The sequence below is a fragment of the Pseudomonas sp. TE24901 genome, assembly GCF_054058375.1.
The window spans coordinates 89,207-104,560 of record NZ_JBSSAF010000020.1; the positions used below are offsets into that span (position 1 = coordinate 89,207).

Below are 15,354 nucleotides of genomic sequence, written 5' to 3' on the forward strand. Positions count from 1 at the left end.
GGGGGCGCAAGAGCGAAATCATGGTCGCCGATGCTCCCAAAGCGCGCAGGCACGTTCAATCAGGGTTTGTGAACCTTCAGGTATGGGTTTGTTAAACAATCCCCGCCGCTCAACTGAAACCCGTGACGGCATGCGGCGTGTAGTTGGCCTCCAGGCGCTCTATTTCGGCGGCGGTCAACTGAATGTCCAGCGCCGCGACGGCATCGTCCAACTGGGCCGCCCGGGACGCGCCCACAATGGGCGAGGTCACCCCGCGATGGGCCAGCACCCAGGCCAGTGCGATTTGCGCCATGGGCACGCCACGCTCTTTGGCCAGTTGTTCCACCGCGTTGATGACCGGGCCGTCAATGGCGTCGGTGGCATCCAATACGTGCTTGCCGAATTCGTCGGTTTTACTGCGCTCGGTCTGCTGCCCGTGGGGGCGGGTCAAGCGCCCGCGTGCCATGGGGCTCCAGGGCATCAAGGCGACGCCCTGGTCGATGCACAGCGGGATCATCTCGCGCTCTTCTTCACGGTAAATCAGGTTGAGGTAATTCTGCATCGAGACGAAGGGCGACCAGCGATTGGCCTTGGCCACTTCCTGGGCCTTGGCGAACTGCCAGGCGAACATCGACGAGGCGCCGAGGTAGCGCGCCTTGCCGGCCTTGACCACGTCATGCAGCGCTTCCATGGTTTCTTCAATGGGCGTGGTGTAATCCCAGCGATGCACCTGATACAGGTCTACGTAGTCCAGGCCCAGTCGGGTGAGGCTGGCGTCGATGTTGGCCAAGATAGCCTTGCGCGAGAGGCCTTTTTCGTTCGGCCGGGCCGTACCCTGGCCCATGCCGGCGGGGTAGAACACTTTGGTGGCGACGACCGTCTCATCGCGACGCGTGAACGCTTTGAGCATTTTGCCAAGGATGATTTCCGAGGTGCCCGCCGAGTAGCTGTTTGCCGTGTCAAAAAAGTTGATGCCGTGTTCGACGGCCTGTTTGAAGATAGGGCGGCTGGCGTGCTCGTCGAGTGTCCATGGGTGAGTGCCGGCTTCGGGTTGGCCGAAGGTCATGCCGCCCAGGCAAAGGCGCGACACCTCCAAACCGGTTTGACCTAACTTGACGTAGTGCATGGAGGTTCTCCTGTTTGAGGGGTTATTCGGTTCGAGGACCAAAACCGGCATAGGGTTTCAATGGCACGATGGCGGTCACTTCGAGCATGCCGTTGTTCACCAGCGGCAGCGTCGCGAGTTGTTCGCGCACGCCGGCCTCACTGTCGGCTTCGACCAGCAGGCAAGCGCCGCCCATGTCGCCACGGTGCCAGAGAGTGCGGATGAAACCTTCCAGGTAAAGCGCTCTGGCGCGTTGGGCCTCGGCGTCGAGAAACGGTGCAAAATCCGCATCGGAAAATCGTTCCGAAACGCGGCGTGATAACGTGATGAACTGCATGGGCTTCCTCGCTTGAGCGCGTGTTTTTAAACTGCCCAGTGATGATTTCAAACAATACGGTGTGGGTCCAAGACGGGTTCTGCACCACCTGAGACCGGATTTGCATGACCCTCGATCTTCGTTTACTGGTTGCCTTTATCGCCGTCGCTGAAACCGAAAATGTAGGACAGGCGGCGCTGCGCCTGCACATCTCGCAGTCGCCGCTGAGCCGGCAAATCATTCAGTTGGAAGACCAGTTGGGGTTGCAGCTGTTTGAGCGTACGCGCCAACGCATGCGCCTGACGGATGAAGGGCGGTTGTTCCTGAGCGAGGCACGCAGCCTGGTGGAGCACGCGTCGAGCGTGGCAGCGGCAGCGCGCACGATTGCCCAGGGGCAAACCGGCCATATCGCTGTGGGCTATGTGGAGGGGGCGATGCATTCCAATTTGCTGCCCAACGCTTTGGCCGACCTGCAGGCGAGGCATCCCTCGGCGACCTTCGATATTCATCCGATGAACTCGGCCCGACAGGTCGAGGCGTTACGCGGCAGGGCCATCGACCTTGGGCTGGTTTACACCGTTGCCGAAAGTCCCGATATCGCGAGCATGCCGGTCAGCAGCGAAGCGTTGTTGCTGGTACTCGCCAAGGACCATCCGTTAGCGACCCAAGCTCATATTTCTGCTGAAGCACTCAACGGCCAGCGCTGGGTCTCGCTGGCTCAACCGCTCAATCCGGCGGCCCGCCGGCATTTTCTGGAGCACTGTGCGGCGAGCGGTTTTGCTCCTGATATTCAGGCAGAGGCAAATGATTTGTTGGGGGTGATGCGGCTGGTGGCGGCGGGCCTGGGCATCACAGTGATCCAGGCCAGCCTTCGCGATTGCATGTCGGGCAAGGTGGTGTTTCGCGAACTGCCCTGGTTCCCGGTGCGCATCGATATCCATGCGATATGGCGCAAGGACGATCCCAAGCCGTTGATTAACCATTTCCGGGAGGCGCTGGCGCGTTTCACCTTGTGTTGAGCGCGGTCAGGTAGGCGCTGAACATGTCGGCCATGCCGCCGGCGTAAACCGCGATGGCCTCGGGTGTGCGCGGGGTTGAGGAGAAATCCTTGCCCGCGCAACTGAGGGTGGACTGGATCAGATCGTGGGCCAGCTGGCGGGTCGCGTCCGATGCATCGGGGAGCAGTTCCCGCATGAAGTCGCGGAATATCTGACGTCCCGCCTCGCGAACTTCCAACGCTTCGGGGGCGTTGCGATACAGCGGCGCGGCGTCGTCCAGCGCGCCGCGCATCAGCGCTTCCTCGCACTCCGAATGAATGAACGCCTGCACCAGGGTGCGCAAGCGCTGCAAAGGCGCGAACTGCCGGTCTTCCAGAATCTGGCGCAGCATGCGGGTGGTCTGTTGCCATTCATCGCTCTGCAAGCGGAACAGGATCGCGGCCTTGTTGGGGAAGTACTGATACACCGAACCCACACTCACGCCGGCCTTCTCGGCGACCCGCGCCGTGGTGAAACGGGTGGCGCCTTCCTTGGCCAAAACCTGAATAGCCGCCTCCAGAATCGCCGCCACCAACTCGGTGGAACGGGCCTGTTGTGGCTGTTTGCGCGAGGCAATACGCGGGGTCTGGCGGGTGGACATGGGTGGCTCCAGCGGGTCGGGGGAACGCGAATAGCGAATGCGACGAATCACTCGCATACTTTCAATGCGACGAATTAGTCGCATCTTAGTCCAGACCTCACGGAAATCAATGATGAATACCCTGACGACTGCGCCACTGGCGCCCCTGATCGAACGTCTCTACGCCCAGGCAGAGGCCGCCACCAGCCCGGACCTGGCCAACGTGCCCGATGCGGAGCGTAACCGCCTGATGCACAGCAAAACCGAATACCTGGCGCTTTACACCCTGCTCAAGGACCTGTGGCTGCCGGTCTCGCGGGACACCGGCACGCTGCTCTACATGCTTGCGCGCAGCACCCAGGCGCGGGCCATCGTCGAGTTCGGCACCTCGTTCGGCTTGTCTACGCTGTTCCTGGCCGCCGCCCTGCGTGACAACGGTGGCGGTGTGTTGATCGGCAGCGAATTCGAGCCGTCGAAGATCGCCCTGGCGCGTGAGCATTTCACCGAAGGCGGTGTGAGCGACCTGATCGAAATCCGCGAAGGCGACGCACTGGTGACCCTGGCCTCAGGCCTGCCGCCATCGGTTGACCTGCTGCTGCTCGACGGCGCCAAGGCACTGTATGGCGACGTGCTTGGCCTGGTGGAAAAACACCTGCGCCCGGGCGCCCTGGTGGTGGCCGACAACACCAACTACTGCCCGGAATACCTGGCGCACGTGCGCTCGCCGCACAACGGTTACCTGTCGGTGCCGTTTGCCGATGACATCGAGCTGTCCATTCGTTTGGTTTAATTGAGGAGTCACCCTATGCACGTATTTGTCACAGGCGCCACCGGCTGGGTCGGCTCCGAAGTGGTCAAGGACCTGATCGGTGCCGGCCACCTGGTTACCGGGCTGGCCCGTAGCGATGACAAGGCCAAAACCCTTGCAGCAACGGGCGCGAAGGTACTGCGCGCGTCCCTGGATGACCTGGATGCAATTCGTCGCGCGGCCTGGACCGCCGACGCGGTGATCCATACCGCGTTCAATCATGACTTTTCGCGGTTTGTCGAAAACTGCGAGCAGGACCGGCGCGTGATCGAGGCCCTGGACAGTGTCCTGAGAGGTTCGGACACGCCGCTGCTGGTCACCTCGGGGTTGTCCGGGCTGGCCCGTGGCGCCACCGAGGCGGACCTGCCCAACGGCGCGTCGCCGCGCAAATCCGAATTCGCCGCCAGGGCCTTGGCCGAGCGTGGTGTGCGTGCCGCCACGGTACGCTTGGCGCCGTCGGTGCATGGGCTGGGCGACCATGGTTTCTTGCCGATCCTGATCCGCCTGGCACGTGAGACCGGCGTGTCGGCTTACCTCGATGAGGGACTCAACTGCTGGTCGGGCGTGTATCGCACCGATGCAGCGCGGGTCTATCGCCTGGCGCTGGAGGAGGGCGTTACCCAGGCCGTGTATCACGCCGTGGCGGACGAGGCGGTGCCGTTCAAAGCCATCGCCGAAGTCATCGGGCGTCGCCTGGGTGTGCCGGTGGAATCGCGGCCGCGTGAACATTTTGGCTGGTTCGCCAACATGGCCGGCGCCGAGATGGCGGTGTCCAGCGCGCAGACCCGGGATCGCCTGGGGTGGGTGCCGACAGGTCCGGACCTGCTGAGCGACTTGGATCAAGCGGGCTATTTCAGTCTCTGACAGGAGCGTTCCCATGACACAACACGGTACGTCTTCGGTGCTGTTGAAACTGCTGCCGATCACCCTGGCAGTGTTCGTCGCATTTCTGATTATCGGCCTGCAACTGCCGGTCCTGCCGCTGCACCTGAACCACACGCTGGGCATGAGCACCCTGGTGGTGGGCGTGGTGGTCGGTGCGCAGTTTGCCGCCGCGCTGCTGTCGCGGGCCTGGGCCGGCAACTTTGCCGATATGCGTGGGCCCAAGCGCGCAATGCTGATCGGCATGCTGGTGGCGGCCGGCTCCGGGCTGTTGTACCTGGCGTCGCTCGGGTTTGTGGAAACCCCGGTGCTGTCGGTGTGGGTCTTGCTGGCGGGGCGTGTGGTGCTGGCCCTGGGTGAAAGCCTGATCATCACCGGTTCCATGGGCTGGGGCATGGGCCTGGTGGGGCCGCAGAACGCCGGCAAGGTCATGGCCTGGATCGGCATCGCCATCTACGCAGCGTTTGCGCTCGGGGCGCCTTTGGGCGTGGCGCTCAACGCCCAATGGGGCTTCAGTGGCGTGTGTGTGGCCACGCTGATCTTGCCGCTGTTTGCGCTGGCCATCGTCGTGGGGGCCAAGGGCGTTGCGCCCACCAGCCAGCGGCGCACGTCGTTCTACACAGTGCTGGGCGCCGTCTGGTTGCCCGGGTTGGGGCTGGCGTTTTCGAGCATCGGGTTTGGTGTGATTACCGCTTTTATCGCGCTGTTGTTTGCCGCCAAGGACTGGGGCAATGCCTCGTTCGCCTTCACCGCCTTTGGCTTGGCGTTCATCGGTGCGCGGCTGTTCTTCGGGCACCTGCCGGACAAGCTGGGCGGCGCCAAGGTGGCGCTGGTCTGCGTGCTGATCGAGGCGCTGGGGCAATTGCTGATCTGGGGTGCGGGCTCGCCGGTGATGGCCTACGTGGGGGCAGCCTTGACCGGCTTCGGCTATTCGTTGGCCTTCCCCGGGTTTGGTGTAGAAGCGATCAAGCGGGCGCCACCGCAAACCCGTGGTCTGGCCATGGGCGCCTACGTGGCGTTCCTGGATATCGCGCTGGGCATCAGCAGCCCATTGGCCGGCGCCCTGGCGGGGTCGGCGGGGGTGGCGTCGGTGTACCTCGCCGGCGCCGTGGCGGTGATGCTGGCGGTGGCGGTGGCAGGGTCGCTGCTGGTCAGGAAACCCGCGCTCAGCGCTTGCTGAACGCCAGGCGCGCCGCGAACAGCACAAAGATCATTCCCGTGGTGCGGTCCATCCAGCGAATGACGCTTTCGCGGCGCAGGAAGCCGGACAGTGGCCGCGTGGCGCCAATCAACACCAGCGACCACACCAGGCCCAGCACCACATGGATGCTGACCAGGCCGAAGGTCCAGGCGATCAGCGAATGGCCCTGGGGGATGAACTGGGGCAGGAACGACACGTAGAAGATCCCGACCTTGGGGTTCAGCACGTTGCCCAGCATGCCCTTGAGGAACCAGTTGCTGCCGGGCTTGCCGTCGGCTTCGGCCGGCGACAATGAACGGCGCGGGCGCAACAGCATGTTCAAACCCAGCCAGGCCAGGTAGGCCGCGCCGCAGTATTTCAATACGTTGAAGGCCACCTCCGACACCGCGATCAACGCGCCCAGGCCAAAAGCAACCGCGGCGCCCCAGAGCAGGCAGCCGGCATTGATCCCCAGGGTGGCCTGCAGCGCCTGGCGCTTGCCTTCCACCGTGGCGGTGCGCAGCACCAATGCCGTGTCGAGCCCCGGGGTGAGGGTCAGCAGGGTGGCGGCGAAGGTGAAGGCGAGGAGGTTATCGGCAATGGACATGGAGCGCAGGCCTCAAGGTGGATAGGGCACACGTTAACCGATCGGCAGCCAACGCGGAAAACCCCGGGACTTCCCGGCAAAAAACTTCATAATAGCGGCCATTTTGTTTAGCCCGTTATTCTGGTGTGCCCGCATGGAAATTAAGGTCAACTTTCTCGACAACCTACGACTTGAAGCCAAGTTCGACGATTTCACGGTGATTGCCGACCAGCCGATCCGCTACAAAGGCGACGGTTCGGCCCCGGGTCCGTTCGACTATTTCCTGGCGTCGTCGGCGTTGTGTGCGGCGTACTTTGTGAAGTTGTATTGCCAGACGCGCAACATCCCCACCGAGAACATCCGCCTGTCGCAGAACAATATCGTCGACCCGGAAAACCGCTACAACCAGATCTTCAAGATCCAGGTCGAGCTGCCGGCCGACATCTCCGACAAGGACCGCCAGGGCATCCTGCGTTCCATCGACCGCTGCACCGTGAAGAAAGTCGTGCAGGCCGGCCCCGAGTTCGTGATCGAGGAAGTGGAAAACCTCGACGCCGATGCCCAGGCTTTGCTGATGCCCAACTCGACCTCCGACGGCGGGACCTACATTGCGGGCAAGGACCTGCCGCTGGAGCAGACCATCGCCAACATGTCCGGCATTTTGGCGGGCCTGGGCATGAAGATCGAAATTGCCTCGTGGCGCAATATCGTGCCCAACGTGTGGTCGCTGCACATTCGCGACGCGCACTCGCCGATGTGTTTCACCAACGGCAAGGGCGCCACCAAGGAAGGCGCACTGGCGTCGGCCCTGGGCGAGTTCATCGAGCGGCTCAACTGCAACTTCTTCTACAACGACCAATTCTGGGGCGAGGAACTGGCCAACGCGCCGTTCGTGCATTACCCGGATGAGCGCTGGTTCCAGCCGGGCCCCAACGACGAGCTGCCCAGCGAAATTCTCGACGCCTACTGCCGCAAGGTCTACGACCGCGAGGGCGAATTGCGCGGTTCGCACCTGTTCGACACCAACTCGGGCAATGAGGCACGCGGCATTGTCTCGCTGCCGTTCGTGCGCCAGTCGGACGGTGAAGTGGTGTATTTCCCGTCCAACCTGATCGAAAACCTCTACCTCAGCAACGGCATGAGCGCCGGCAACACCCTGGCTGAAGCGCAGGTGCAGTGCCTGTCGGAGATCTTCGAACGGGCGGTGAAACGCGAAATCATCGAAGGTGAATTTGCCTTGCCGGACGTGCCTGCCGAGGTGTTGGCCAAGTACCCGGGCATCCTGGCCGGCATCCAGGGCCTGGAAGCGCAAGGGTTCCCGGTGCTGGTCAAGGATGCGTCCCTGGGCGGTGAGTTCCCGGTGATGTGCGTGACCCTGATGAACCCGCGTACTGGTGGCGTGTTTGCCTCGTTCGGCGCGCACCCGAGCCTGGAAGTGGCGCTGGAGCGCAGCCTCACTGAGCTGCTGCAAGGCCGCAGCTTCGAAGGCCTGAACGACTTGCCGGCGCCGACCTTCGAAGCCCAGGCGGTGACCGAGCCGAACAACTTTGTCGAGCACTTCATCGACTCCAGCGGCGTGGTGTCGTGGCGCTTCTTCAGTGCTCAGTCGGATTACGAGTTTGTCGAGTGGGACTTCACCGGCCAGGGCGAAGACTCCAACGTCCAGGAAGCCGCAACCTTGTTCGGCATTCTCGAAGGCATGGGCAAGGAGTCGTACATGGCCGTGTACGAACACCTCGGCGCCACCGCCTGCCGCATCCTCGTGCCGGACTACTCGGAAATCTATCCGGTGGATGACCTGATCTGGGACAACACCAACAAGGCGCTGTTCTTCCGGGCCGACATCCTCAACCTGCACAGCCTCGACGACGATGAGTTGCAAGCGTTGCTTGAGCGCCTGATCGAAAGCGAGCTGGACGACTACACCGACATCACCACGCTGATCGGCATCGAATTCGACGACAACACCGCGTGGGGGCAGTTGACCATCCTGGAGTTGAAGCTGCTGATCTTCCTGGCCTTGAAACAATATGAAGAGGCCAAGGAGTGCGTGGAGATGTTCCTGCAGTACAACGACAACACCGTCGAACGTGGCCTGTTTTACCAGGCGATGAATGTGGTGCTGGAGATGGAACTGGACGACGATCTTGAGTTGGACGACTACGAAGCCAACTTCCGCCGCATGTTTGGCAATGAGCGTATGGACGCGGTGATTGGCTCGGTCAATGGTGATGTGCGCTTCTATGGCCTGACGCCGACCAGCCTGAAGCTCGAAGGTTTGGACCGCCATCAGCGCCTGATCGAGAGCTACAAGAAGCTGCACGCCGCGCGGGCCAACATCACCTCGGCCTGACACAAGGTCCCCTGTGGGAGTTGTCGAGCTTTAGCGAGGCTGCGAAGGCGGTGGTTCAGGTGACATCACTGTTGACTGTGCCGCCGCCATCGCAGGCAAGCCAGCTCCCACAGTTGACCGAGTACACCCGCTGACCTGTAGGAGCCTGCTTGCCGGCGATAGCGATCCATCAGCCGGCAGCGTTGCAGCTGACCCACCGCCATCGCTGGCAAGCCAGCTCCTATAGTAGATCTTCGTGGTTGCACAGATACCTGTGGGAGCTGTCGAGCTTCAGCGAGGCTGCGAAGGCGGTGGTTCAGGTGACATCACTGTTGACTGTGCCGCCGCTTTCGCTGGCAAGCCAGCGCCTACAGTAGATCTACGTGGTTGCACAGATCCCTGTGGGAGCTGTCGAGCTTCAGCGAGGCTGCGAAGGCGGTGGGTCAGGCGACATCTCTATTGGCTGTGCCGCCGCTTTCGCAGGCAAGCCAGCTCCCACAGTTGACCGAGTACACGGGCTGACCTGTAGGCGCCGGCTTACCGGCGATAGCGATCCATCAGCCGGCAGAGTTGCAACTGACCCACCGCCATCGCTGGCAAGCCAGCGCCTACAGTAGATCTTCGTGGTTGCACAGACCCCTGTGGGAGCTGTCGAGCTTCAGCGAGGCTGCGAAGGCGGTGGTTCAGGCGACATCTCTATTGGCTGTGCCGCCGCTTTCGCAGGCAAGCCAGCTCCCACAGTTGACCGAGTACACCGGCTGACCTGTAGGAGCCGACTTGCCGGCGATAGCGATCCATCAGCCGGCAGAGTTGCAGCTGACCCACCGCCATCGCTGGCAAGCCAGCGCCTACAGGGGGGCTTTCAGATGCGGGCCAACGCCTGGGCCAGGTCTGCCCGCAGGTCTTCCACATCTTCAACCCCCACCGACAACCGCACCAACCCGTCACCAATGCCCAACTGCGCGCGCGTGGCGGCCGGGATGCTGGCGTGGGTCATGATGGCGGGGTGTTCGATCAGGCTTTCCACACCACCGAGGCTTTCGGCCAGGGCGAAGATCTTCACGTTTTCCAGGAAACGCGTGGCGCCCGCCAGGTCGCTGTTGAGGTCCACCGAAATCATCCCGCCGAACCCACGCATCTGCCGGCGCGCCAGCTCATGCTGCGGGTGCGAGGCCAGGCCGGGGTAGTAGACGCGCGACACCTGCGGTTGTTTCTCCAGCCAGGTCGCCAGGTCCAGGGCATTGCTGCAATGACGCTCCATGCGCAATGCCAGGGTTTTTACCCCACGCAGCGTGAGGAAGGCGTCGAACGGCCCGGCAATGGCGCCCACCGAGTTCTGCAGAAAGCCCAGGCGCTCAGCCAACTCCGCGTTGTGGCCGACAATGGCAATCCCGCCGATGACATCCGAGTGGCCATTGAGGTACTTGGTGGTGGAATGCACGACGATGTCGAAGCCCAACTCCAGCGGGCGCTGGATCCACGGGCTGGCGAAGGTATTGTCGGCCACGCAGATGATGCCGCGCGCCTTGCAGATGCGCGCGATGGCGCTCAGGTCGGTGAGGCTCAACAGCGGGTTGCTCGGGGTCTCGACCCAGACCATGCGCGTGTCGTCCTGTAAGCTCGCCTCGAATGCCGACAAGTCGCTCAAGTCGACAAAGCTGAAACGGTGCCCGGCACTGCGCTGGCGCACCTTGTCGAACAGGCGGAAGGTGCCGCCGTACAAGTCGTTGCCGGAGACGATATGTGCACCGGCGTCCAACAATTCCAGCACCGTTGAGATCGCCGCCAACCCGGACGCAAAGGCGAACGCCTGGCTGCCGCCCTCCAGGTCGGCCACGCAGCGTTCCAGGGCAAAGCGCGTCGGGTTGTGGGAGCGGCCGTAGTCAAAGCCTTTGTGCACGCCGGGGCTGTCTTGCAGGTAGGTGGAGTTGGCGTAGATCGGCGGCATCAGCGCGCCCGTGGTCGGGTCGGGGGACTGCCCGGCATGGATCACACGGGTGGCAAACGCGCTTTTATCGGACTGACTCATGCAAGGGATCTCCGTAGGTGGTTGAGCAGGTCGACGCGGGTGATCAGGCCATGAAAGCCCGACGCGTCGGCAATGATGGCGACCAGGCCGCGGTCCAGTTCCGCCTGCAATTCAGCCAGGCTGGCGCTGGGGGCCAGGGTTTGCAAGGTGTCGGTCATGGCGCTGTCGACGGTCATGGAGAAATGCGCCGCGTCGTGGTGCAGGCCCAGCAGGATGTCGGACTCGTCGATCACGCCTACCAGCTTCTGGCCGTCCACCAGTACCGGCAACTGCGAGACGTCGGCCAGGCGCATGCGCTGGAAGGCGGTCAGCAGGGTGTCGTCGGGGCTCACGCTGATCACGCGGCCGTCTTCGAAACGGCGGGCGATCAGGTCGCGCAGGTCGCCGTAATGCTTGTATTGCAGCAGGCCCGCGTCTTTCATCCATTGGTCGTTGTAGACCTTCGACAGGTAGCGCGTACCGGTGTCGCACACGAACGTGACCACGCGCTTGGGCTCGGTCTGTTCGCGGCAATAACGCAAGGCGGCGGCGAGCAGGGTGCCAGTGGACGAACCGCCGAGGATGCCTTCGGCGCGCAGCAGTTGGCGGGCATGGTCGAAGCTTTCTTCATCGCTGATGGAGTAGGCGTGGCGCACGCTGGAGAGGTCGGCGATCGACGGAATGAAATCCTCGCCGATGCCTTCCACGGCCCAGGAACCGGGGGTTTCCATCTTGCCGCTGCGGCTGTACTCGGCCATCACCGAGCCAACCGGGTCGGCCAGTACCATTTCCAGCTCAGGCTGCACGCGCTTGAAAAAACGGGTCAGGCCGGTGAGGGTGCCGGCCGAGCCGACGCCCACCACAATGGCGTCCACGTCATGCTGGGTCTGGGCCCAGATCTCCGGTGCGGTGCTGGTTTCGTGGGCCAGCGGGTTGGCCGGGTTGTTGAACTGGTCGGCGAAGAATGAACCGGGAATGTCCTTGGCCAAGCGTGCTGCGACATCCTGGTAATACTCGGGATGGCCCTTGCCCACGTCCGAGCGGGTGATATGCACCTCGGCGCCCATGGCCTTGAGGTGCAGCACCTTTTCGGTGGACATCTTGTCGGGCACCACCAGCACCACCCGGTAGCCTTTGGCCCGGCCCACCAGTGCCAGGCCCAGGCCGGTGTTGCCGGCGGTGGCCTCGATGATGGTGCCACCTGGGCGCAGGCGGCCATCGCGCTCGGCGGCGTCGATCATGGCCAGGCCGATGCGGTCCTTGATGGAGCCTCCAGGGTTCTGGGATTCGAGCTTGAGAAACAGCGTGCACGGGCCGGTATCGAAACGGCTGACCCGAACCAGCGGCGTATTGCCGATCAGTTCGAGGACGGCGGGGCGGGAAAGCGTGGGCATGTCGTCACCTGGGTACGGGAAGGGCGTAGGGAGGGGGACAGCAAATTAAAACGCATGGCTTGGAACATAGGCCGCTATCGGGCGGGTCGCAACCGGGCGGTCCGATGAATGTCTTTTTTTGGCGCATGGGCGATGCCCGTGTGCGCCATCAGTGGGCAGGGTTGAACCAGGGTAAAGCGGGCGCAAGCCCGTAAACAGTGGCTTTTGGTGGATGGCCCGGGCTTTGCTAAAGGAAATCCAAACTTGGATACAAGATGGGATTCCCTATGCAAACCGTTTTTGGCTGGACCCTTGGCGAATGGCAGTCGGCTTACCGCAACGGCGCAATCACGCCGGATATCGTGCTGGACCTGATCGATGCCTACCCGGCCGATGACAACGCCTGGATCGCCCGCGCCCGTCCATCGCAACTGCAGGCGCAATTGGACGAACTCGGCGAACGCTTGGCGGCCCTGGGCGGCGACATGGCTCAGTTGCCACTGTATGGCGTGCCGTTTGCGATCAAGGACAACATCGATGCGGCAGGGTGGGACACCACGGCGGCTTGTCCTGAATTTGCCTACGCACCTGAATCAGATGCGTCTGTCGTCTCCAAGCTACGCGCGGCGGGCGCGATCCTGGTGGGCAAGACCAATCTCGATCAGTTCGCCACCGGCCTGGTGGGCACACGTTCGCCTTATGGTGCGGTGGGCAACAGCTTCGACCCGGCCTACGTCAGCGGCGGTTCCAGCTCCGGCTCGGCCTCGGTGGTGGCCCGTGGGCTGGTGCCGTTCGCCTTGGGCACCGACACCGCAGGCTCGGGCCGCGTGCCGGCAGGCTTCAACAATATTGTGGGTTTGAAGCCGACGAAGGGGCGGCTGTCCAACACCGGCCTGGTGCCCGCCTGCCGCACAGTGGATTGCATCTCGGTGTTCGCCCTGACCGTGGCCGATGCCGAACGCGTGGCGCAGGTGGCTGCTGGCTACGACGCCAGCGACGCGTATTCCCGGGCAAATCCCAACACAGCGCCGGTGGCGGTGGGGGCGCAGATCAAGTTGGCGATCCCGGCTGAGCTGGAGTTCTTCGGCGATAGCCAGAATCAAGCGGTGTTTGAGCAGGCCGTCGAGCACTTCAAGGCGTTGGGCGCAGTGATCAGCCCGGTGGATTTCACGCCGTTCAAGGCCCTGGCCGATCAGCTGTATTTCGGGCCGTGGGTGGCCGAACGCACGGTGGCGTTGGAAGGCATGCTTGAGCATCAGCCCCAGGCGATCAGCCCCGTGGTGCGCGGTATCGTTGAAAACGGTCGCCAGTACACGGCGTGTGATGCTTACAAAGCCGAATACCTGCGCGCCGAATTGAGCCGGCGTATCAACGACAGCCTGGCAGGTTTTGATGCCTTGCTGGTGCCTACGTCACCGACCCTTCGCACCTTGGCTGAAATGGCCGAGGAGCCGGTGCGCTACAACTCGCAATTTGGCTATTACACCAACTTCACCAACCTGGCGGACCTCTCGGCCCTCGCGCTCCCCGCCGGGTTGCGTGCCGATGGTTTGCCCAGTGGCATTACCTTATTGGCACCGGCCTGGCATGACACGGCGCTGGCTGATCTGGGCAAGCGTTGGCAGGCCAATCTCGGCCTTAATCTGGGCGCGACCGGGCGTTCTCTGCCCGCACCCGACGTGCCCGTGCAGGCGCCGGGGTCTGTGCGTGTGGCCGTGGTGGGCGCGCACCTGACTGGCATGCCGCTGAATTTCCAGCTGACCAAGCGCAATGCGGTGCTGGTGGAGCAAACCCACACCGCTGACAGCTACCGCCTGTACGCATTGCCGGGCACCGTGCCGCCCAAGCCGGGGCTGGCCAGGGCCGACAGTGGGCGCTCGATCATCGTAGAGCTTTGGGACATGCCCCTTGCACGCTTTGGCGAGTTCGTCGCAGAAATCCCCGCGCCCCTGGGGATTGGCAACGTGGTGCTGGCGGACGGGCGTAGCGTCAAAGGCTTTATCTGTGAACCCTGGGCGTTGGCCGACGCGCTGGACATCACCGAGTTCGGCGGCTGGCGCGCGTTTATTGCGAGCCGAGGGTGAACATGCCGCGCCCTGACAACCTCGCCGAGCAGGTGTACACGCAACTCAAGGCGGATATTTTCGACTTCCGCCTGCTGCCGGGGGATCGCTTCAGCGAAGGCGATGTGGCAGGGCGCATGGACGTCAGCCGAACGCCGGTGCGCCAGGCGCTGTATCGCCTGGAGAAGGAAGGCTATGTGGAGGTGTATTTCCGCAGCGGCTGGCAGGTTAAGGCGTTCGATTTTGCCTATTTTGAAGAACTGTATGACGTGCGCATCGTGCTGGAACTGGCGGCGGTCAGCCGGCTATGCCGGATGGAGGCATCCGACAATTCGGTGTTGAACGCGCTGAAGGGTATCTGGCTGGTGGCGGAAGATGAACGGTTGCAAGACCCTCAGGAGGTGTCCGCGCTGGATGAGCGTTTTCATTGCGCGCTGGTGGAAGCCACCGGCAACCGTGAAATGGCGCGCATGCACTACGCGATTACCGAGCAGATCCGCATCATTCGCCGGCTCGACTTTACCCAGGCCGAGCGCATTGCGGCGACCTATCAGGAGCATGCACATATCCTGGAGGCCATCTTGCAACGGCGCAGTGACGTGGCCCAGCAACTGCTCACGCGACATATCGAGTTGAGCAAACAAGCCGTGCGCGAGATCACGTTGCACCGGTTGCAGATGGCACGGCAAGCGGGCCCCAGGCCCGTGTAGGAACCGGCTTGCCGGCGATGCAGGCGCCTCGGTGTGCTCAGGTACACCGCGTGGATGCCATCGCAGGCAAGCCAGCTCCCACAGTGGATCTTCGTCGTTGCACAAATCCCTGTGGGAGCTGTCGAGCTTTAGCGAGGCTGCGAAGGCGGCGGTTCAGGCGACATCACTGTTGATTGTGCCGCCGCCATCGCCGGCGAGCCAGCTCCCACAGTGGATCTTCGTCGTTGCACAGCCCCCTGTGGGAGCTGTCGAGCTTCAGCGAGGCTGCGAAGGCGGCGGTTCAGGCGACATCACTGTTGACTGTGCCGCCGCTATCGCAGGCAAGCCAGCTCCCACAGGGGATCTTCATCGTTGCACAAATCCCTGTGGGAGCTGTCGAGCTTTAGCGAGGCTGC

At 63.0% G+C, this 15,354-nt stretch carries 13 protein-coding genes; 7 read left to right on the plus strand and 6 right to left on the minus strand.

What is annotated here, in order from left to right; all coding sequences use genetic code 11:
• Positions 1 to 109 precede the first annotated feature (109 nt).
• Together ACVWVP_RS28835 and ACVWVP_RS28840 are read right to left on the minus strand one after the other, a co-directional pair.
• The gene (locus tag ACVWVP_RS28835; RefSeq protein WP_259171559.1) at positions 110 to 1,105 is read right to left on the minus strand and encodes an aldo/keto reductase; all 996 of its coding nucleotides are present in this window, start codon (positions 1,103 to 1,105) and stop codon (positions 110 to 112) included.
• Positions 1,106 to 1,127: 22 nt separating this feature from the next.
• Positions 1,128 to 1,421 (minus strand): muconolactone Delta-isomerase family protein, encoded by a 294-nt coding sequence (locus ACVWVP_RS28840; RefSeq protein ID WP_259171558.1) that lies wholly within the window; start codon positions 1,419 to 1,421, stop codon positions 1,128 to 1,130.
• Positions 1,422 to 1,525: 104 nt separating this feature from the next.
• Between ACVWVP_RS28840 and ACVWVP_RS28845 the strand changes: the two genes are divergently transcribed.
• A complete protein-coding gene (locus tag ACVWVP_RS28845; RefSeq protein WP_259171557.1) occupies positions 1,526 to 2,419 on the plus strand; it encodes a LysR family transcriptional regulator in 894 nt (297 codons plus the stop codon).
• Here the strand turns inward: ACVWVP_RS28845 and ACVWVP_RS28850 are convergent.
• Positions 2,406 to 3,038: a TetR family transcriptional regulator gene (locus ACVWVP_RS28850; protein ID WP_457409424.1), complete on the minus strand. Its 633-nt coding sequence runs from the start codon at positions 3,036 to 3,038 to the stop codon at positions 2,406 to 2,408. The two genes, ACVWVP_RS28845 and ACVWVP_RS28850, sit on opposite strands and share 14 nt — an antisense overlap.
• Positions 3,039 to 3,150: 112 nt before the next feature.
• Here ACVWVP_RS28850 and ACVWVP_RS28855 point away from each other — a divergent pair, with 112 nt between their 5' ends.
• The 3 genes from ACVWVP_RS28855 to ACVWVP_RS28865 are packed head-to-tail and all read left to right on the plus strand — an operon-like array spanning position 3,151 to position 5,887.
• Positions 3,151 to 3,807 (plus strand): O-methyltransferase, encoded by a 657-nt coding sequence (locus ACVWVP_RS28855; RefSeq protein WP_457409426.1) that lies wholly within the window; start codon positions 3,151 to 3,153, stop codon positions 3,805 to 3,807.
• Between the two features lie 15 nt (positions 3,808 to 3,822).
• Positions 3,823 to 4,689: an SDR family oxidoreductase gene (locus tag ACVWVP_RS28860; protein WP_259171554.1), complete on the plus strand. Its 867-nt coding sequence runs from the start codon at positions 3,823 to 3,825 to the stop codon at positions 4,687 to 4,689.
• 13 nt (positions 4,690 to 4,702) lie between these two features.
• Complete coding sequence (locus ACVWVP_RS28865) at positions 4,703 to 5,887, plus strand: arabinose transporter (protein WP_457409428.1); 1,185 nt, start codon at positions 4,703 to 4,705, stop codon at positions 5,885 to 5,887.
• Here the strand turns inward: ACVWVP_RS28865 and ACVWVP_RS28870 are convergent.
• The gene (locus ACVWVP_RS28870) at positions 5,874 to 6,494 is read right to left on the minus strand and encodes a LysE family translocator (RefSeq protein ID WP_259171552.1); all 621 of its coding nucleotides are present in this window, start codon (positions 6,492 to 6,494) and stop codon (positions 5,874 to 5,876) included. The two genes, ACVWVP_RS28865 and ACVWVP_RS28870, sit on opposite strands and share 14 nt — an antisense overlap.
• Positions 6,495 to 6,627: 133 nt before the next feature.
• Here ACVWVP_RS28870 and ACVWVP_RS28875 point away from each other — a divergent pair, with 133 nt between their 5' ends.
• Positions 6,628 to 8,826, plus strand: a complete 2,199-nt coding sequence (locus tag ACVWVP_RS28875; protein ID WP_457409430.1) for an OsmC domain/YcaO domain-containing protein — start codon at positions 6,628 to 6,630, stop codon at positions 8,824 to 8,826.
• An 841-nt stretch (positions 8,827 to 9,667) separates the two neighbouring features.
• Here ACVWVP_RS28875 and ACVWVP_RS28880 read toward each other — a convergent pair.
• Both ACVWVP_RS28880 and ACVWVP_RS28885 read right to left on the minus strand, forming a co-directional pair.
• The gene (locus ACVWVP_RS28880) at positions 9,668 to 10,834 is read right to left on the minus strand and encodes a cystathionine gamma-synthase (RefSeq protein WP_178926103.1); all 1,167 of its coding nucleotides are present in this window, start codon (positions 10,832 to 10,834) and stop codon (positions 9,668 to 9,670) included.
• Entirely contained in the window at positions 10,831 to 12,207 is a 1,377-nt protein-coding gene (locus ACVWVP_RS28885) for a pyridoxal-phosphate dependent enzyme (protein ID WP_457409431.1), read from the minus strand. Before ACVWVP_RS28885 ends, ACVWVP_RS28880 begins: the two co-directional genes overlap by 4 nt.
• A gap of 266 nt (positions 12,208 to 12,473) precedes the next feature.
• Here ACVWVP_RS28885 and atzF point away from each other — a divergent pair, with 266 nt between their 5' ends.
• Positions 12,474 to 14,270 carry an allophanate hydrolase gene (gene atzF / locus ACVWVP_RS28890; RefSeq protein WP_457409433.1) on the plus strand — a complete coding sequence of 599 codons (1,797 nt, stop codon included), beginning with the start codon at positions 12,474 to 12,476 and terminating at the stop codon, positions 14,268 to 14,270.
• Between the two features lie 2 nt (positions 14,271 to 14,272).
• Positions 14,273 to 14,959 (plus strand): GntR family transcriptional regulator, encoded by a 687-nt coding sequence (locus ACVWVP_RS28895; protein WP_457409435.1) that lies wholly within the window; start codon positions 14,273 to 14,275, stop codon positions 14,957 to 14,959.
• Positions 14,960 to 15,354 lie beyond the last annotated feature (395 nt).